General features: G+C 72.7%; 17 protein-coding genes. 14 read left to right on the top strand and 3 right to left on the bottom strand.

The genetic code is table 11. From position 1 onward, the window contains the following. Positions 1-33: 33 nt before the first annotated feature. A complete protein-coding gene (locus ACIQI8_RS20565; protein ID WP_402352320.1) occupies positions 34-789 on the bottom strand; it encodes an SDR family oxidoreductase in 756 nt (251 codons plus the stop codon). Continuing rightward, positions 774-2,261 carry an FAD-dependent monooxygenase gene (locus tag ACIQI8_RS20560; protein ID WP_402354045.1) on the bottom strand — a complete coding sequence of 496 codons (1,488 nt, stop codon included), beginning with the start codon at positions 2,259-2,261 and terminating at the stop codon, positions 774-776. The genes ACIQI8_RS20565 and ACIQI8_RS20560 overlap by 16 nt, the downstream gene beginning before the upstream one ends. Positions 2,262-2,447: 186 nt before the next feature. On the opposite strand from ACIQI8_RS20560, the gene ACIQI8_RS20555 reads away from it, so the two are divergent. The 6 genes from ACIQI8_RS20555 to ACIQI8_RS20530 all read left to right on the top strand — a co-directional run bounded on the left by ACIQI8_RS20555 (position 2,448) and on the right by ACIQI8_RS20530 (position 7,287). Then, the gene (locus tag ACIQI8_RS20555; RefSeq protein WP_402352317.1) at positions 2,448-3,059 is read left to right on the top strand and encodes a TetR/AcrR family transcriptional regulator C-terminal domain-containing protein; all 612 of its coding nucleotides are present in this window, start codon (positions 2,448-2,450) and stop codon (positions 3,057-3,059) included. Between the two features lie 176 nt (positions 3,060-3,235). Continuing rightward, on the top strand, positions 3,236-4,165 hold the full coding sequence (locus ACIQI8_RS20550) for an ABC transporter ATP-binding protein (protein WP_402352314.1): 930 nt from the start codon (positions 3,236-3,238) through the stop codon (positions 4,163-4,165). After that, entirely contained in the window at positions 4,165-5,019 is an 855-nt protein-coding gene (locus ACIQI8_RS20545) for an ABC transporter permease (RefSeq protein ID WP_402354042.1), read from the top strand. Before ACIQI8_RS20550 ends, ACIQI8_RS20545 begins: the two co-directional genes overlap by 1 nt. A gap of 113 nt (positions 5,020-5,132) precedes the next feature. Further along, positions 5,133-6,497 (top strand): sensor histidine kinase, encoded by a 1,365-nt coding sequence (locus ACIQI8_RS20540; protein WP_402352312.1) that lies wholly within the window; start codon positions 5,133-5,135, stop codon positions 6,495-6,497. Then, a complete protein-coding gene (locus ACIQI8_RS20535; protein WP_402352309.1) occupies positions 6,494-6,622 on the top strand; it encodes a hypothetical protein in 129 nt (42 codons plus the stop codon). Before ACIQI8_RS20540 ends, ACIQI8_RS20535 begins: the two co-directional genes overlap by 4 nt. Then, positions 6,619-7,287, top strand: coding sequence for a response regulator (locus ACIQI8_RS20530; RefSeq protein WP_402352306.1), 669 nt, complete (start codon positions 6,619-6,621; stop codon positions 7,285-7,287). Before ACIQI8_RS20535 ends, ACIQI8_RS20530 begins: the two co-directional genes overlap by 4 nt. Before the next feature lie 7 nt (positions 7,288-7,294). Here the strand turns inward: ACIQI8_RS20530 and ACIQI8_RS20525 are convergent, their stop codons facing one another. Further along, a complete protein-coding gene (locus ACIQI8_RS20525) occupies positions 7,295-8,197 on the bottom strand; it encodes a LysR family transcriptional regulator (RefSeq protein WP_402352303.1) in 903 nt (300 codons plus the stop codon). A gap of 93 nt (positions 8,198-8,290) precedes the next feature. Here ACIQI8_RS20525 and ACIQI8_RS20520 point away from each other — a divergent pair, with 93 nt between their 5' ends. The 8 genes from ACIQI8_RS20520 (at position 8,291) to ACIQI8_RS20485 (ending at position 18,768) form a co-directional block, all read left to right on the top strand. Next, complete coding sequence (locus tag ACIQI8_RS20520; protein WP_402352300.1) at positions 8,291-9,115, top strand: SDR family NAD(P)-dependent oxidoreductase; 825 nt, start codon at positions 8,291-8,293, stop codon at positions 9,113-9,115. Between the two features lie 423 nt (positions 9,116-9,538). Next, positions 9,539-11,746, top strand: coding sequence for a DEAD/DEAH box helicase (locus ACIQI8_RS20515; protein WP_402352297.1), 2,208 nt, complete (start codon positions 9,539-9,541; stop codon positions 11,744-11,746). A 243-nt stretch (positions 11,747-11,989) separates the two neighbouring features. Beyond that, on the top strand, positions 11,990-13,174 hold the full coding sequence (locus ACIQI8_RS20510) for a DUF4190 domain-containing protein (protein ID WP_402352294.1): 1,185 nt from the start codon (positions 11,990-11,992) through the stop codon (positions 13,172-13,174). Between the two features lie 147 nt (positions 13,175-13,321). Further along, positions 13,322-14,074 (top strand): GntR family transcriptional regulator, encoded by a 753-nt coding sequence (locus ACIQI8_RS20505; protein WP_402352291.1) that lies wholly within the window; start codon positions 13,322-13,324, stop codon positions 14,072-14,074. Between the two features lie 350 nt (positions 14,075-14,424). Then, the gene (locus tag ACIQI8_RS20500) at positions 14,425-14,625 is read left to right on the top strand and encodes an SPOR domain-containing protein (protein WP_402352289.1); all 201 of its coding nucleotides are present in this window, start codon (positions 14,425-14,427) and stop codon (positions 14,623-14,625) included. 87 nt (positions 14,626-14,712) lie between these two features. After that, positions 14,713-15,126: a (deoxy)nucleoside triphosphate pyrophosphohydrolase gene (locus tag ACIQI8_RS20495; protein WP_402352287.1), complete on the top strand. Its 414-nt coding sequence runs from the start codon at positions 14,713-14,715 to the stop codon at positions 15,124-15,126. 180 nt (positions 15,127-15,306) lie between these two features. Next, complete coding sequence (locus tag ACIQI8_RS20490; RefSeq protein ID WP_402352284.1) at positions 15,307-15,735, top strand: ATP-binding protein; 429 nt, start codon at positions 15,307-15,309, stop codon at positions 15,733-15,735. 330 nt (positions 15,736-16,065) lie between these two features. After that, positions 16,066-18,768: a SpoIIE family protein phosphatase gene (locus tag ACIQI8_RS20485; RefSeq protein WP_402352281.1), complete on the top strand. Its 2,703-nt coding sequence runs from the start codon at positions 16,066-16,068 to the stop codon at positions 18,766-18,768. Positions 18,769-18,814: the final 46 nt, after the last annotated feature.

Raw genomic sequence — 18,814 nt, 5'->3', positions numbered from 1 at the left:
CCTGCGGTCGCCGCACCCCGTTCACGGCCGATCTCAGAACCCGCGCCGCGCCCCACCGTCCACCGACACCATCACCCCGGTCACATACGAAGCCGCCGGCGACAGCACGAACGCCCCCACGCGGCCGAACTCCTCCGGTGCCCCGTACCGCCGCAGCGGAATCGCGGCCTCGTTGGCGGCTCGCTTGCCCTCCGGATCAGGCGCCAACCCGTCCAGCTCGCGCATGCGATCCGTGCCGATCCGCCCCGGCAGCAGGCCGAACACGCGGATTCCACGCGGCCCCAGCTCGTCCGCGAGGGACTTGGCGAAGCCTGCCAGTCCGGGGCGCAGACCGTTGGAGATGGCCATACCGGGGGCCGGTTCGTGGGCCGTGCCGGACAGGACGAGGCCGATGGCGCCCCCATCTCCCAGTTCCGCAGCGGCAGTTCGGGCCAGCCGTACCGCCCCCAGGAACACCGACCCGAAGGCTGCCCGCCACTGTTCGTCGGTGGTGGCCGCCACGCCGCCCGCGGGCGGGCCGCCGACGCTGATGAGGATGCCGTCGAAGGCGCCGAACAACTCCCGTGCCCTGGCGATCAGTCGGTGGGGTGCCAGGGGGGCGGAGTTGTCCACGGCGACTCCCGCCGCGTTCGGGCCCAGTTCGGCCGCCGCCTCGGCCGCGCGCTTCTCGTCGCGGCCGGTGACGACCACCTTGGCGCCGTCGGCGACCAGTTCGCGGGCGACGGCGTACCCCAGCCCACGGGTGCCGCCGGTGACGACGTACACCCTGTTCCTCAGTCCGAGATCCATGAGTCCGGTTCCTCCTGGAGACCGAGGGCCGAGGCGATGACCGCGTCCACCTGCGCCGCCAGCTTCGTGTCGTCCTCCTCCGTCCACGCCCAAGTGACGTGTCCGTCGGGGCGGATGAGGGCGGCGCGTACGTCCGTCCAGGCCGGGCGCGTCCGGTCGGGGGACCCGGCGTGCACCGCCACGCGCTGCCGGGACCGGTCGGCCAACGTGCCCTCCGCCGTCAGGTCGAGCAGGACGTACGAGTGCGCCCGCAGCGCGCCGAAGAGGGTGCTGTCCGTGCCGGGGAGGGCGAAGTCGGGGGCGCGGGTGCCGGTCAGCGGGTGGGCTGTCGGGTCGGGGCTCGGGTAGGCGACGTCGAGGGCGGTGAGGCGGCCGGCCAGTACGTCGCTGAACTCCCTTGATTCCGGGACCATTCGGCTCAGCAGGTCGCGCAGGGCGAGGCCCTCGGGTGTGAAGGCGTGGAAGAGGTAGGTCTGCGCTCGGCTGTGCTCCATGAGCTGTTCGCCGACCGGGTGGCGGTCGGAGTGGTAGGTGTCCAGCAGGCCGTCCGAGGCCCAGCCGTCGATCGTCGCGGCCAGCTTCCAGCCGAGGTTGAAGGCGTCCTGGAAGCCGACGTTCATGCCGACGCCGCCGGTCGGGAAGTGCTGGTGGGCGGCGTCGCCCGCGAGCACGACGCGTCCGCGCCGGTACCGGGTGGCCAGGCGCGTGGTGTTGCCATAGCGGGAGAGCCAGGACGGGTCGTGCATGCCGAAGTCGTCGCCGGTGATGTCGACGACCTTCTGCCGCAGTTCGTCCATGGTGAGCTCGCCGGGCCACTCGGTGGTCTCGCTGTCGGGGCTGGTGCCGGCGATGCGCCACCGGTTGTCGGGCAGCGGCACGATCATCAGGCCGCCGCGTTCGGTGAAGCGGTTGAAGCCGGGCGCCGGCGGGTTGTCGAAGAGGACGTCACCGAGCCAGCCGAGGTAGCGGGAGTCGGTACCGGGGAAGTCGATGCCGGCCGCCTCGCGCACGGTGCTCTTCGTGCCGTCGCAGCCGGCGATGTACTCCGCTTCGATCTCGTACGGACCTTGCGGTCCCGTCACTTGGACGGTCACCGAGTCCGCGTGCTCGGTGAAGCCGGTGACGCGATGCCCGCGCCGGATGTCGGCGCCGAGCCCGCGGGCGTACTCCTCGAAGAGCGCCTCGGTGCGGGCCTGGGGGATGAAGAGGCTGTACGGGAACGGGGTGTCCAGGACGGAGAAGTCGAGCCGGTCGGACAGGTTGGCGAAGTGGCCCGTGGAGATCCTCAGGCTCTCGTCGAGGAAGCGCCGGTGGATGCCGCGGGAGGCCAGCACCTCGATGCCGCGCGGGTGCACGGTGAGCGCCTTGGAGCGGTCGTCGATCTCGGTGCGGAGCTCCAGGACGGTGACGGAGATGTCGTTCAGGCGGAGTTCGGCGGCGAGCCAGAGCCCGACGGGACCGCCCCCGGCGATGACGACCTGTGCCGTTTCCGTCCGCTGTGCGGATGCCTTCTCTGCGGATGTCTGATGTGCGGATGTCTGCTCCGCGGATGCCTGCTGTGTTGCCACGTGACCACCCTCTTCCTGCCGCCGGGTCGACTGATCGAGCACTGTCTTGGTCACTGACCAAGAAGTCTCGCCGTGCAGTAAACTAGGTCGGTGACCAAGACGCAACAGGGCGACCGACTGGATCCGGCCACCGTGATCCGTGCGGGACTGGACCTCCTGGACGACAAGGGACTCGACGCAGTGTCCACGCGCGCGGTCGCCGACCGGCTCGGCGTGCGGATCAACACCGTGCAGTGGCATGTGAAGACCAAGGCCCGGATGCTGGAGCTGATGGCGGACGCCGTACTCGGCGGGATTCCGCTGACCGACCTGCCGGCCGCCCCCGGCGAGCGGGCCCGCGAACTGGCCCGCCGTTTCCGCCGCGCCCTGCTGTCCCACCGCGACGGCGCGGCCCTGGTCGTCGGCACCTACCCCGCCGAGCCGGGCACCCTGTCCTTCGCGGAGGCCCTGGTGGATGCGCTGCTCAAGTGCGGCCTGGGAGACCGCGAGGCCGCGTGGACCTCGTGGGCGGTCATCTACTTCGCCCTGGGCCTGACCCAGGAGGAGCAGGCGGTCGACCACCGGCCCCTCGGCGACCTCTTGGCCCGCGCGATCTCCGAGACGACCCATCCTTCCCTGCATCGCGTGGCCGGACATCTGGCGCCGGCGTCCTTCGACGAGCGGTTCGAGGTCGGGGTGGCGGCGCTTCTCGCGGGGGCGTGAGGGGCGGGGTCGCCCGCCCTGAGGAGGAGCCGGCCGATCCCGTGGTGGTACCGCGGTACCACCCGCCCGGCGAAGATTCCCCCTGGGGCCCACGGTCCGGGCCGGTCGCGCCCATAGCGTCGAACTCGGACACCGCGGCGTATCCGCGGCCGGGTTCAGGCAGGGAAGGCGCCCCCATGATCGAGGTACGTCAGCTGACGAAGCGGTACGGGGACAAGACGGTCGTCGACAATCTGAGCTTCACCGCCAAGGCAGGTGAGGTGACCGGCTTCCTCGGTCCCAACGGCGCCGGCAAGTCCACGACCATGCGCATGGTCGTGGGACTGGACTCGCCCACCGACGGCTCGGTCACCGTCAACGGCCTTTCCTACGCCCGCCATTCGGCGCCCCTGCACGAGGTCGGCGCCCTGCTGGAGGCCAAGTCGGTGCACCCGGGGCGCACCGCGTTCAACCACCTGATGGGCCTCGCCTACACCCACGGCATCTCCCGCGGCCGGGTGGACGAGGTCATCGAACTGGCCGGACTGACCAGCGTGGCCGGAAAACGCGTGGGCGCGTTCTCGCTCGGCATGGGACAGCGACTCGGCATCGCCGCGGCGCTGCTCGGCGATCCGTCGATCGTCATGCTCGACGAACCGGTCAACGGCCTCGACCCCGAGGGCGTGCTGTGGGTGCGCAACCTGCTGCGTCAACTGGCCGACGAGGGGCGGGCGGTGATGCTCTCCTCGCACCTGATGAGCGAGACCGCGCAGATCGCCGACCACCTGGTGATCATCGGCCGCGGCCGGCTGCTCGCCGACACCACGGTCGACGACTTCACCCGGGACGCCGGCAGCGGAGCGGTGAAGGTCGCCACCGCCGACCCCGCGAAGTTGCGCTCGCTGCTGGTGGGCCCCGACGTCACGATCACCTCGTCGTCCACCGAGGAACTCATGGTCCGCGGACGCGACGCCCGCGAGATCGGCGCCATCGCGGCCGCGCACGGGGTCGCGCTGTACGAACTCACCCCGCAGGCCGCCTCCTTGGAATCGGCGTTCATGGAGCTCACCCGCGACTCCGTCGAGTACCAGAGTGCTCCGGCCGGCGCCGCACGAAAGGCCGCATGATGACCGTCACCGACCTGTCCACGAATCCGACCCCGACGCCGGCACCGGCCCGCACGGTCGTGCACAAGGTGACCGGACCGCGCGTCCTGCGCTCGGAGTGGGCCAAGTTCTGGTCCCTGCGCTCCACTTGGATCACCCTGGGCGTCGCCGTGTTCCTGCTGATCCTCTTCGGGACGATCGCCGCCCACACCTACAGCCCCGACGCCGTCGCCGGCGGACGCCCCGGTCCCGGAGGCGACAGCGGCGACAGCGACGCCGTGAGCCTGGCCCTGACCGGCGTGACCTTCGCCTCGCTCGCCATCGGGGTGCTCGGAGTCCTGCTCTCCGCCGGCGAGTACACCACCGGCATGATCCGCTCCACGCTCACCGCGGTCCCGCGCCGGCTCCCGGTCCTGTGGACCAAGGCCGCCGTGATCGGGCCCGTCGCCCTGGTGCTCACGGCCGTGGGCGCCCTGGCCGCCTTCGAATTCGGCGCGCCGGGCCTGGACGGCACCAAGATCGCCCTGTCCCTGGGCGACGACGGCGTGCTGCGCAGCCTGGCCGGTGCCGGGCTCTACCTCGCCCTGGTCGCCGTGTTCGGCGTGGCCCTCGGGATGCTGATCCGCTCCTCCGCCGGGGCCATCGCGTCCCTGGTCGGCATCCTGCTGATCCTGCCGGGCCTCGCCTCCCTGCTGCCCGACTCGTGGGACGACACCCTCAGCCCGTACTTCCCGAGCAACGCGGGCCAGGCCGTCTACGCCCTGCACGAGTCCTCCGGCTCCCTCTCCCCGGGGGCGGGGCTCGCCGTCTTCGCCGGCTGGGTGGCCCTGGCCCTCGTCGGAGCCGCCGGCCGGCTCCTGCGCACGGACGCCTGATCCGGTACGGGACGATGGACGGACGCCCGAACCGGGACCGGACGCTGCCCGGACGCGTGACACGGGGCCGGACGATGCCCGGGCGTCCGAACCGGTACCGGACAATGGTCGTCATGAGTCCGCACCGCGCGGCGGCCGCCCCGGACATCGGCCCGGGGGCGGCCCGTCCGTCGCTCCCCGGGTCCGACAGCGTGTGGACGCACTCGCTCCTGGCCCGGCTGCTCGGCGACCGGGGGCGTCGGCCGTGGCTGGGCGCCCGCCACCCATGGCTGGTCGACGCCGCGCCGGTGCTGCTCATCGTGCTCGTCACGCTGCCCGTCCTGCTGCGCAGCGGCGGAACCGAGCGGTCCCCCTTCGGCGACGGCGGCCTGCGCGTCCAGTTGCCGGTCGGTGTCCTGTGGGCCTTCGTCGCCGCGCACGCCATCCCCTTGTGGTGGCGCCGCAAGGCTCCGACGATCACGTTCCTGGTGATCGCGCTCGCATCGATCCTCCAGTGGTCGATGGGGGCGTGGCTGCCCACCGGACTCGCGGGGCTCATCGCCCTGTACAGCCTGGCCCGCCACGGTTCCCTGCGGATGCTGGGCTGGGCCATCGCGCTGACCGCCGGCGAACTGCTGCTCGCCGCCTTCGTGCTGGTCCCGGGCAAGGGCGACCACCCTCTGCTCGGCAGCTTCCTGCTGCTGGGCACCGTGACGGCGTCCGTCGCCGTCGGGCTGGCCCTGCGCGTCCAGCAGATGTACATGGCGGCGCTGGCGGACCGGGCCAGACGCCTGGAGATCGAGCAGGAGCAGCGCGTACGGCTCACCGCCGCCGCCGAGCGCTCACGCGTCGCCCGCGAGATGCACGACATCGTCGGCCACAACCTCTCCGTCATGGTCAGCGTCGCCGACGGCGCCGCGACCCTCGCCGCCAACCGGGGCGAACGGTCCGCCGAGGCACTGCGCGTCCTCGGCGACACCGGCCGCCAGGCCATGAACGAACTGCGCCGGGTGCTCGGCGTGCTGCGCGAGGGCCAGGCGGACGAACGCCTGCTCGGCCCGCAGCCCGGGATCGACGACCTGGACCCGCTCATCGCACGGGTGCGCGCGGCCGGACTGTCGGTCACCTACCGGACCGTGGGCGACCTCGACGCCCTGGGCAGCGGCGTGCAGCTCACCGTGTACCGGGTCGTCCAGGAGTCCCTGACCAACACCCTCAAGCACGCGGGCACCGGCGCGAGTGCCGAGGTCACCGTCGCGGTCGAGGCGGGACGGGCCCGGATCAGGGTCGCCGACACCGGCGCACCACCGGGAGCACTTGCGCGCGTGAGACAGACCAGGCACGAGAGCGACCCCGGCAACCCCGGGCACGGACTCGTGGGCATCCGCCAACGGGCCGCCATGTACGGCGGGACGGTCGTCGTCGGCCCGGCCGACACCGGCCACGGCTGGACGGTCGAGGTCGTACTCGACGTACCGCCGGGAGACCAACTGCCATGACCACCGTGCCAATCACCGACGATCAGCCGCGCCAACGCTGGGATGTTCGCGGTCCGGGTGACGCCGGCCGCGGCTGGGTCGCGGATGTCGTGTTCGACGTACCGCAGGGAGATCCGCTGTCATGACCACCGTGCTCATCGCCGACGACCAGCCGCTGCAGCGGATGGGCGTCCGGATGCTCATCGAGGGGACTCCGGGGCTGACCGCGGTCGGTGAGGCGGAGCACGGTGCCGAGGCCGTGCGGATGGCCGCCGAACTCCGGCCCGACGTCGTCCTCATGGACGTCCGCATGCCCGGCGTGGACGGTCTGGAGGCCACCCGCCGCATCGTCGCCGCGGGCGGTCGTACCCGCATCCTCATCGTGACCACCTTCGATCTCGACGAGTACGCCTACGAGGGGCTGCGGGCCGGGGCCAGCGGCTTCCTGCTCAAGGACGCGCGACCCGAGGAACTCGTCGCCGGCATCCGCGCGGTCGCCACCGGCGACGCCGTCGTGGCCCCCCGCCTGACCCGCCGCCTCCTGGATGCCTACGCCCACCAGGTCCTCGCCCCCACCGGCCCGCCCGCGCAGGACCACCCCGTGCTGCGCGCCCTCAGCGACCGCGAACGCGAGGTCCTGGTCGCCGTCGCCCAGGGCTGGACCAACACGGAGATCGCCGACCACCTCGTGCTCACCGAGTCCACGGTCAAGAAACACGTCGGCCGGGTCCTCGCCAAGATCGGCGCCCGCGACCGCATCCAGGCCGTGATCATGGCGTACGACGCCGGGTTGGTGCGGGCCAAGCCGTAGCCGGGCGCTACGCATCGCCCTTCACCTGCCGGCAGGCCTCCGCGTACGCCCGTACCAGCGGTCTGTCGTCGTCCGTGCGCCAAGCGAGGGCGTAGCGGCTGGGGGAGAGGCCGCGCACCGGGCGGGTGACGACGTCGCCCAGGGTGATCAGCGGGGCGTTGCCCGCGGCCACCAGGCAGATGCCGAGGCCCGCGACGAGAGCCTCGTACGTCTCCTCCGTGCCGGCGACCTCCGCGCCGATCCGGGGCGGGCGGCCGGCGCGGTCGGGCAGGGCGAGCCAGTGGTCGCGCAGCGGACCGGCGCTGTGCGGAAGGGCGAGGAAGGGCTCGTCGGCCAGGTCGGCAAAGTCGATCCCGGCACGGGCGGCGAGCGGGTGGGCGCGGGGGAGGGCGACCAGGCGGGGTTCCTCGGCGACGACCGTCCACGTGTAGCGGGTCTCGTCGGGCAACGGCAGCCACACGAAGGCGACATCGGCGTCCCCGGCCGCAAGGCCGGCGGTCGGGTCGTCCCAGCTCACCTGGCGCAGTCGTACCACCGCCTCCGGGTGCGTGGCCGTGAAGCGGGAGCGGATCGCGGGCAGCAGGCCGCCGCGCCCCGGGCTGGTGCTCATGCCCACCACCAGCGTGCTGCGCTGGGCCGCCCGCGCCTCGGCGACCGCGACCGCGCCCTCGGCCCAGTCGGCCAACACCCGGCGCGCGTACGGCAGTAGTGCCGCGCCCGCCGCCGTGAGCGCGACCCCGTGCCGGTCGCGGCGCAGCAACTCGACGCCCAACTGCCGTTCCAGGGCCCGGATCTGCTTGCTCAGCGCGGGCTGGGAGACGTAGAGCAGCTCGGCCGCGCGGGTGAAGTGCAGTTCCTCGGCCACCGTGACGAAGTAGCGCAGGTCCCGCACATGGACGTCCGTGGTCATGCCTATCGGTTATCACCGAAGGTCTTGGACGGGCAACCGCCCCGCGCGGCACGGTGGTTCACGGACAACCCAGTGACGGGGACGGAGAACGACATGAACAAGGTGTGGCTGGTGACCGGCGCGAGCAGCGGGCTCGGCCGGGCGCTCGTGGAGGCGGCCGTGGCCGACGGCGACGTGGTGATCGGCGCGGCGCGCCGGCCCGAGGCGATGGCCGACCTCGTGGCCGCGCACCCCGACCAGGTGGAGGCGCTGCGGCTGGACGTCGCCGACACGGCCGCCGCGGAACCCGCGGTCCGGGACGTGGTCGCGCGGCACGGCCGGATCGACGTCCTGGTCAACAACGCGGGCCGCGGTCATGTCGGCGCCTTCGAGGAGACCACCGACGCCGAACTGCGCGCCCTCTTCGACGTGCACGTGTTCGGCCCTGCGGCGCTGGTCCGTGCGGTCCTGCCGCACATGCGCGCGCGGCGCTCGGGCGCGATCGTGCAGATGAGCAGCCTGGGCGGACAGACGTCCTACCCCGGCTTCTCGGCGTACAGCGGCAGCAAGTTCGCCCTGGAGGGCATGTCCGAGGCGCTCGCGGGCGAGGCCGCGGAGTACGGCATCAAGGTCCTCGTCGTGGAGCCGGGCGCCTTCCGTACGTCGTTGTACGACGGGACGCGGGCCAGCGCCGACAGCCGCGTGTACGCCACGGTGGGCGGCACGCGCGCGATGGTGAAGGCCGGCTTCGACGGCGAGGCAGGCGACCCGGCCAAGGCGGCGGCCCTGATCCTGGCCGCCCTGCGATCGGGCAACACCCCGCTCCACCTCCCCCTCGGCGACGACGGCGTCAGCGCGGTCCTCGACCACCTCGACCAGGTGCGCGAGGAGGTCGAGACCTGGCAGAAGCGCACCAGGGCGACGGGCTTTCGCGACTGAGGGCTCCGCAGAGGGTCGGCTCCCCACCGACGTGCGCCCACTGAGGCTGCCACCCCTGGTCCGCCTCGCTCTGTCGCTTCCGGGGTGAGGCCGGGCGGCGGCGAGGACTTGGTCGGCGGCTGCTGCTGTTTCGTGTCCTGGTCCGTGTCCTCAGCACGGCCTTCGGCCATGGGCGGTGGCTGCCGCGACCAGAGTTCGTCCGCGCGCCCATCTGCTTCTACGGCCACCGGCCACAGGGCGACGTGTGTCGCCCTCAGTCTTCGCCCCCGTGCCCATCTCCACCGGGTGACGCCAACAGCCCCGCGTCCTCGCCTCCATCCCCACCTTCCAGCTTCGAGCAACCCCTCCTCCCCGACCCACCCCCGTTGTCAGTCCCCGGTGTCAAGATGGGCGTAACGGGGACGACGGCGGGTGAGGGGCGGAATGGCGCGGGGCGAGGAGGTGGCGGGGGCGTCGGAGACGGACGCGCCGGTGGGGCGGCGGGCCCGGGGGGTGTTCGCGGAGGGTACGCGGCTGTTCGGGGCCGCGCGTGCCGTGCTCGACGATCACGCCCGCGCGCTGGAGGCCGTGCGGTCCGCGCTGGCGCCGCTGCGGGACGAGCTCGTCGCCGAGGCGCTCGGGTCGATCCCGGTCGCCCGGCTCAAGGACGCCACCGAGGGGCGGCTACGGCTGGCGGCCGTGGAGGCGGCGGGGCTGACCACCGTGCGCGCGGTGCACGACGCGAGCCGTTACGACCTGCGCCAGATTCCAGGTGTCGGGGCGCAGACCGCCGACCAAGTGCTCGCCGCTGCCCGGCAGATCGCCCGGGAGGTCGAGCAGACCGTCGCGGTCCGGGTCGACGTGGATCACCCTGAACCTCGTACCACCGCCCTCGTCGTGGCCCTGCATCGGCTGGTGGAGGCCGGACCCGAGCTGCGCCGGGCCGTGGACACCGCCGCGCGGCTCGACCGCAGGCTGCGCGAGCTGCTGCCCGCCGCCCGGCCGGCGACGAGCCGAGTGCGCCTCGCGCTCGCCGGCCGCCGCCGCAGGGAGGCCGCCCTCGCGGCGACGGCGGAGCTGCGTGAGCTGACCAGCGGGCCCGCCGCCCGAAGCACGGGTCTGCAACTGGCCCAGGCCTCGACCGACCTGCTGCGCGGCCCGGCCGCCGACATCGAGGCCTGGGTCGACTTCGAGCTGCGTTCCGCCGAGTACTACAGCCAGCTCGCCGAGGCCGCCGAGCACCGTACGGACGAGGCCGCGGCCGAGGGCTTCCTGCCGGCGGACGTCGCCGAGCGGGTGCGCGCCCAGCCGCTCGACGACACCCACCGCCGGGTCTCGCTGCGCGGCTACCAGTCCTTCGGCGCCCGGTTCGCCCTCGCCCAGCGCCGGGTCGTCCTCGGCGACGAGATGGGCCTGGGCAAGACCGTCCAGGCCATCGCCGCGCTGGCCCACCTCGCCGCGCGCGGGGAGAGCCACTTCCTGGTGGTCTGCCCGGCCAGCGTGCTGATCAACTGGACCCGCGAGATCGGCTCCCGCAGCACGCTCAGGGCGCTCCCGGTGCACGGCCCCGACCGCCAGGACGCCTACGCCGAGTGGCGCGAGCGCGGCGGCGTCGCCGTCACCACCTTCGACGTGCTGCACACCCTGCCCGCCCCGGCCGGCGCCAAGCCCGCGATGCTCGTCGTCGACGAGGCGCACTACGTGAAGAACCCCGACACCCGCCGAGCCCGCGCGATCGCCGGCTGGACCGCGCACTGCGACCGCGTCCTGTTCCTCACCGGCACCCCCATGGAGAACCGCGTCGAGGAGTTCCGCGCCCTCGTCCGCCACCTGCGCCCGGAACTGGTCCCGCAGATACGCGACAGCGCGGCGGTGGCCGGCCCGTACGCCTTCCGCAAGTCCGTCGCCCCCGCCTACCTGCGCCGCAACCAGCAGGACGTGCTCACCGAACTGCCCGCGCTGCTCCAGGTCGACGAGTGGGAGGCGTTCGGCGCCGCGGACCGGCTGGCCTACCGCGCGGCCGTCGCCGAGGGGAACTTCATGGCGATGCGCAGGGCCGCCTACGCCGACGCGGAGAAGTCCGCGAAGCTCCAGCGGCTGCGCGAACTCGTCGCGGAGGCCGCGGCGAACGACCTCAAGGTGGTCGTGTTCTCGTACTTCCGCGATGTCCTGGAAACGGTCCGACAGGCCCTGCCGGAGCCGCAGTTCGGGCCCGTCTCCGGTTCCGTCCCGGCCGCCCGCCGGCAGCGGATGGTCGACGAGTTCACGGCCGCCGACGGACACGCGGTACTGCTGTCGCAGATCGAGGCCGGCGGCGTCGGGCTCAACCTCCAGGCCGCGTCCGTGGTGATCCTGTGCGAGCCGCAGGTCAAACCCACCCTGGAACACCAGGCCGTGGCCCGCGCCCACCGCATGGGCCAGGTCCGCCCGGTCCAGGTGCACCGCCTGCTCGCGACCGACAGCGTCGACGAACGTCTGCTGCGCATCCTGGAGAACAAGACCCGTCTCTTCGACGCCTACGCCCGCCGCAGCGACACCGCCGAGTCCACCCCGGACGCCATCGACGTCACCGACGGCGGCATCGCGCGCCGGATCGTCGAGGAGGAGCAGCGCAGACTGGCGGGCGAACCGGTCAAGGAGCCGACGGACTGACCTGTGCGGACCAGGGGTGGGCCGGGGCGGGGCCCCATTCCGTCCCCGCCCGACTCCCGCTTACCATGCGCCAGTCGTATGACCATTCGGTACGGCCGTTCAGCACCCCACATCGAGCACGGCCCCCATCAAGCACGGCCCCCATCAAGCACGGCCCAGCTCAGCAGGGCCCGCATCCGCACCCGCACAGCTCACATCCGTACAGCTCACATCCGTACAGCCCACTCCAGGAGCGCTGCACTCTTGTCCATACCCCCGCCCCCAGGGCCCCCGCAGCCCCAAGGGCCGTACCCGCAGAACCCCTACGGCTACCCGTACCCGCAGCAGCCCTGGGGCCAGGGCCACAGCCCGTACGGACCGTACGGGCAGCCCGCCCCGGTCAACGGCGTGGCCATCGCCTCCCTGGTGCTCGGCTTCCTGTGCTGCGTCCCGGGCGTCGGACTCGTGCTGGGGCTGGTCGCGCTCGCGCAGATCCGGCGGAAGGGCGAGCGGGGCAGGGGGATGGCCGTCACCGGGTCCGCGCTGTCGGCCTTCGGCCTCACGCTGTGGGTGCTGGTGCTGGCCGTCGGTGGACTGGACGAGCCGTGGGACGCGTTCAAGGACACCGCCCGTGACAACGGCAGCGCCTACACCCTCACCAAGGGCGAGTGCTTCGACGCGCCCAGCGGGTCCCTCGACGGCTTCACCTACGACGTCGACCGCGTGACCTGCGCGGGCGAGCACGACGGCGAGGTCTTCGCGGCCCTCCGGATTCCCGGGTACGGCGACTCCGCCGTCTACCCCGGGGACGACAAGGTCACCGACATCGCCGACACCCGCTGCTACGCGCTCCGCTACGACTACGCCATGGACCTGTGGGCCGTACCGGACTACGTCGACATCTACTACCTGACCCCGACCCGGGACAGCTGGCGGGTGGGCGACCGCGAGATCACCTGCCTGTTCGGCAACACCGAAGAGACGGGGAGCCTGACCGGGTCGCTGCGTAACGACGCGGCGCGTCTGGACGCCGACCAGCGGGCCTATCTCACGGCCGTCAACCTCGGGAACAGGGCCATGGACACCCAGCCCGTGGACAGCCCCGACGACGACCTCGTGGCCAACCGGAAGTGGGCGGGCCGGATGGCGACCGCGCTCACCCAGGAGGCACGTCAACTGCGCGCCCACCGCTGGCCGGCCGCGGCGGACAAGCCGGTCGGGAAGGTCGCGGCGGAGATCGGGACCATCCAGAAGGAGTGGGCCCGGGCGGCGCAGGCCAAGGACGCGGACGCGTTCTACGTGTCCTACGACCGGATCCTGACGCTCTCCGGCCCCGACCATTCCCTCACCGCCCGCGAAGCTCTGGGCCTGGCCACCACCCCGCCCTCGGACGGGGACACGGACGGCGGCGGGGGCGACGGGGAAGGTGACCCCGGTCTTGAGGTGTGACGGCTCCCATAGCGGGGAGAAAGTGCCTGCGTAAAGGCTTCCCCCGGAACAAGTCATCACATCGGGTGATTCTCTGGCCTTTGCTTGCATGGTCGAACCCACGGTTGCCACGCTGTTGCTGTCTGTACAACCTGATGGGAGCGGCCAGTGACTTTCGGTGAGCAGCCGGCGTACCTGCGCGTCGCGGGTGATCTCCGCAAGAAGATCACGGACGGATCGCTGCCACCGCACACCCGCCTGCCGTCCCAGGCCCGGATCCGCGAGGAGTACGGGGTCTCGGACACGGTCGCGCTGGAGGCCCGCAAGGTGCTGATGGCCGAGGGTCTGGTCGAGGGCCGCTCCGGCTCGGGGACCTATGTGCGTGAGCGGCCCGTGCCGCGCAGCGTCTCCCGCTCCGGCTACCGCCCGGACGGCGGGGCCACACCGTTCCGCCAGGAGCAGGCCGACGACGAGTCGCGCGGCACGTGGGAGTCCCGCAGCGAGCAGGCCGAGGCGAGCGGCGCGGTCGCCGAGCGGCTCGGCCTGCACCCCGGCGACCGCGTGATGTGCACGCGCTACGTGTTCCGGGAGGCCGGCGAGGCGATGATGCTCTCCACCTCCTGGGAGCCCCTCGCGGTCACCGGCCGCACCCCGGTGATGCTCCCCGAGGAGGGCCCGCTGGGCGGCATGGGCGTCGTCGAGCGCATGGCGGCGATCGACGTGATCGTGGACAACGTCACCGAGGAGGTCGGCGCCCGCCCCGGCCTCGCCGAGGAACTGCACGCGCTGGGAGGCGTCCCCGGGCACGTCGTCCTGGTCATCCAGCGCACGTTCTACGCCTCGGGCCGTCCCGTCGAGACCGCGGACGTGGTGGTCCCGGCCGACCGCTACCGGATCGCGTACCACCTGCCGGTGAAGTAGCGCACGCCTTTGCGGAGCCCGCCCCGGCGGGCCCCGGTCCGTACCCCCTCCGTGCGCCCCTGCGACCCCGTCGTCCGCCGGTGGAATCCGGTCGTTCTCGCAGGTCGCTCATGGCTGCCCGAGATGCCCCTGACCGGACGCGTCGGTGGCCGCGGGCGGCGCGTACGGTCTCGCGCGCCCCCTTCACTCTGGCCGGTTGCGTACCTCTTTGTGAAAAGCCGTATTCGCTGCGTGAAGGTTAGGCGTAGGCTCGGGCATATGCGGATTGCGGTTTCCTTAGCGGGCGGGGCACGGCACGAGCCGCGGATGGGCGGCGGAGCTGCTGGGGTGGGACGGAGGGGCGGGGCTTGATGAACGACGGCACGATCACTCTTCCCTGGCTCGTCATACGGCAGGACGACAACGGCAATCGCTACCGCGTCGGCAGGTACGCGACCCGGGCCGAGGCCCAGAAGATCGCGGACAGCCTCGACGACCGCGGCCACAAGCAGCTGTACTGGGTAGAACAGATCGGGCAGAACGGCCAGAGCGCCACGAGCACCGCCAACTGACGCCCGACGCCGGGCCGACCTCCCAGGCGGTCCAGGTCTCCACCTCTCCGGGATTCCGGGACTCCGGCCTCCCGTAGGCTCCCGCGCATGACGGAACGGATCGTGGTGGGGGCCGCCCTGCTCGACGGCGGTCGCCTGCTCGCCGCGCGCCGCAGCGCGCCCCCCGAACTCGCCGGGCGCTGGGAGCTCCCCGGCGGCAAGGTCGAGGAGGGCGAGGCGCCCGAGGCGGCCCTGGTGCGCGAGCTGCGCGAGGAACTCGGCGTGGACGCCGAGCCCGTCGAGCGCGTCCCCGGACAGTGGCCCCTGCGCCCGCCCTACGCCCTCCAGGTGTGGACCGCCCGGCTGCTCCCCGGCTCCGCGGGACCCGAGCCCCTCGAAGACCATGACGAGCTGCGCTGGCTCAGCCCCGGCGAACTCTGGGACGTGGACTGGCTCGACCCCGACGTGCCCGCCGTCCGGGAAGTGGCTGGGCGGCTCCTGGCGGGGTACCTGTCCGAGTAGCGGCGGGGTACGCGTCCTTGCGGTGGGGGAACGGGGCGGGGTGAGCGGCGAGCGCGCGGCCATGCCGGGGCGCCGGACCGGGCGCCCCCTACGCCGTTCGTGCCACAGTGCGCCGCGGCGGACGGTACTGGGCGCTGGATATCGGGTATGTGCCCATTAACCCCATGAAAACGGACATGGGTGGGCTTGTCGGCCTGGGAAGTGATCGGCGTGAGCGACACCGAAGGCGAGGGCGCCGAGTGGAGCTTCCCCGCGGAGCCGGGCGCCGTCCGCAGTGCCCGCGCCGCGGTCCGCCGCCAACTGCACGAGTGGGACCTCGACGCCCTCGGTGACCTCGCCGCGCTGCTGGTCAGCGAGCTGGTGACCAACTCCCTGCGGCACGCCACCGGTCCCATCGGGGTCCGTCTGGTCCGTCCCGGGCGGCTCGGGGACGTGCTGCGCGTGGAGGTCTCCGACCCGCTGCCCGACCCGCCCCGCGAGCGTGTGGCCCGCGCCGAGGACGAGAGCGGCCGGGGTCTGCAGCTGGTCGCCCTCTCCTCGCGCCGCTGGGGTACCCGCCCCGGGGAGGCGGGCAAGACGGTGTGGTTCGAACTGGCGGTGCCCGGGTGAACCGCGCACCGGTCCGGGAGCGTGTCCTTGCCCGGGGCCCGCGCGCGAGCCCTGTACGCACGGGCCGGAACTGTCCAGCGGGGCCCTGTACGTGGGCCTTCGTGCTGTCCAGTGGCTGGTTCAGGCCAGTGGCGGTTGTCGACGAGCGTGATTCGACGACGTGTGGGCTGGTTAGAAGACTGGAAGTGTTGTCACGGTCCGGACCGAAAACCGTCGGGACCGTGCTGTGATCGTGAACACCGTGTTGTGCGGCGCCGTAGTGCTGGATACTGCGGGCAGCCGCCCCCGGTGACCGGTGCCGGACGCGGTGAGCTGGAGGGGACGGTTCGCGTGAGCGAGATACCAGCGAAGGCCACGGGGTCCGAGGACCCGTCGGACGGCGCGAGGACGGAGGCCGCGGGTGATGCCGTGGCCGACGTGAGGCGTGGGGCCACGGGTGGCTCGGCGCTGTCCTCCGCCGGGTCCTTCTCCGGCGCGGGCCGGCACGACATCGGGTTCGGCTCCGACGAGGCGCCGCCCTACGACGCCATGTGGCAGAGCAGCCCGCCCGGCTCGATCTACGACTACATCAAGGTCGCGTCCTTCTCCATTGGACCCGACGGCCTGGTCGACCAGTGGAGCCTGCGCGCCGAGCAGCTCTTCGGGATCCCCGCCGAGCACGCCGTGGGCATGGACCCCATCGAGGCGTTCATCGACTCCGACCTGCGCGAGCAGGGCCAGCGGAAGATGGCCGAGATCCTCGACGGGCGCGAGTGGACCGGAGTGGTCCCCTTCCGGGTGCCGGAGAGCGCCGACGGCGAGGGCGGACGGGAGGGCCTCGCCGAGGTCTACGTCATGCCGACCCGGACCGAGGAGGGGGAGAAGGCCGCCGTCTGCATCGTCGTGGACGTGCGGACCCTGCGCAGCATCGAGACCGACCTCGCCGCCTCGCAGGCCATTTTCGGCCAATCTCCGTTCGGGTTCCTGCTGATCGACCCGGACCTGCGGGTCCGCCGCGCCAACATGCGATTCGCCTCCCTCTTCGGCGGTACGCCGGACGACCACCGCGGCAAGGGCGTGTCCGACTATCTGCCGCGCCCCGAGGCCGAGCGGGTCACCGCGACCCTGCGCCGGGTCCTGGAGACCGGCGACTCCATCACGGACATGCACGTCACCGGCTTTCTGCCGGGTTCGGACGAGCGCCGGCACTGGTCCATCAACCTCTACCGCGTGCACAGCGGCAGCGGCCGCCCCATCGGCATCGCCTGGCTCGGAACCGACATCACCGCCCGTCGAGCCGCCGCCCGGGAAGCGGCCGCCGCGCGGCGCAATCTCGCCCTTCTGAACGAGGCCGGTGCCCGCATCGGGAACTCCCTCGACCTGGAGACCACGGCCCGCGAACTCCTCGACGTGGTCGTCCCCGGCTTCTGCGACCTCGCCACCGTCGACCTCTACCAGGGGCTGCTGGCCGGCGACGAGACCCCGCCGGGCCTCGCCGACGGCAGCGCCGAGCTGCGCCGGGTCGCGTTCGCCAGCGCCGTCTCGGACGCGCCGCTGCCCGGTTCCGGCGACCCCGTCGCGGTCGGCGCCGTGCACCACTTCTCGTTCAACTCGCTGTGCGCGGACGCCCTGCGCACCGCCCGCACGCAGAGCATCCCTCCCGAGGAGGGCGGCCTCGTCCAGTCCACGCTGGCCGTGCCGATGGTCGCCCACGACACCGTCGTAGGACTCGCGCAGTTCGCCCGGACCAAGGGGAGCGAGCCGTTCGGGGACCGGGACCGGGATCTTGCCGTCGAACTGGCCGCGCGGGCCGCGGTCTGTATCGACAACGCGCGGCTGTACCGGCGTGAGCACGAGCGGGCGCTGATACTGCAACGGTCGTTGCTGCCGCCCGGCGACCCGGTCGCCTCCGGCCTGGACATCGCGTGTCGCTATCTGCCCGGCAACTCCTCCGCCGACCGGCCCAGCGAGGTCGGCGGCGACTGGTTCGACGTCATCGAACTGCCCGGTCACCGCACGGCGTTGGTGGTCGGCGACGTCATGGGCCGCGGGCTGCGCGCGGCGGTGGCGATGGGTGAACTCCGCTCCGCCGTCCGCACGCTGGCCCTGCTCGACCTCGAACCGGCGGAAGTCCTCAGCGCGTTGGACGAGATCGCCCGCGGCCTCGGCGCGCCCGGCGGTGTCCAGCAGGCCACGCGCGCCGCGCGCCGCCCCCGCGAGGCCGACCTCTCCGAGGTGTACCTCGCGACCTGTGTCTACGCGGTCTACGACTCCGTCACCCGCCGCTGCACCTTCGCCAACGCGGGCCATCTGCCGCCCGTCCTGGTCGAGCCAGGCGAGGACGCGCTGATGCTCGACGTGCCGCCGGGGATGCCGCTCGGGGTCGGCGGGGAGCCGTTCGAGGAGGTGGAGGTCGAACTGCCCGAGGGCGCGCTGCTCGCGCTCTACACGGATGGACTGGTCGAGTCCCGCGACCACCCTCTCGACGAGGGGCTCCAGGCCTTCGTGGGCGCGCTCACCGACCCCACCCTCCCGCTGGAGGACGTCTGCGACCACGTCCTCAACACCCTCGACAGCCACCACGGCGAGGACGACATCGCCCTCCTCATGGCCCGGGTCCAGGGACTGCCCGCCGATTCGGTCGGCGACTGGACCCTCCCGCGCGAGCCGCGCAGCGTCGGCAAGGCCCGCGAGTACGCCCGCGGCCAGCTCCTGACCTGGGACCTGGAACCCCTGGTCGACACGACGGAACTCCTGGTCAGCGAACTGGTCACCAACGCCCTGCGCTACGGCGAGGGCGACATCAGACTCCGCCTCCTCCTCGACCGCACCCTCGTCTGCGAGGTCTGGGACTCCGGCCTGGTCCAGCCCCGCCGCCGCCGCGCCCGCGACACGGACGAGGGAGGCCGGGGCCTCCAACTGGTCGGCCTGCTCAGCGCGGCCTGGGGTTCGCGCCGGACGCCTCGCGGCAAGACGGTGTGGTTCGAACTGCCCCTGCCGGACGGGGAGACGGGGCTCACGGACCCGGCGGAGGCGTTGCTGAGCCTGTTCTGAGGGACGGGCTTGCCGAGCCTGGTCTGAGAAACAGGAGAGACAGGAC

Origin of the sequence: Streptomyces sp. NPDC092369 (genome assembly GCF_044755245.1) — a bacterium.
GTDB lineage: Bacteria > Actinomycetota > Actinomycetes > Streptomycetales > Streptomycetaceae > Streptomyces.
Note: the sequence above shows the minus strand (reverse complement) of the source record. Positions and strands in the feature narration are given on the sequence as shown.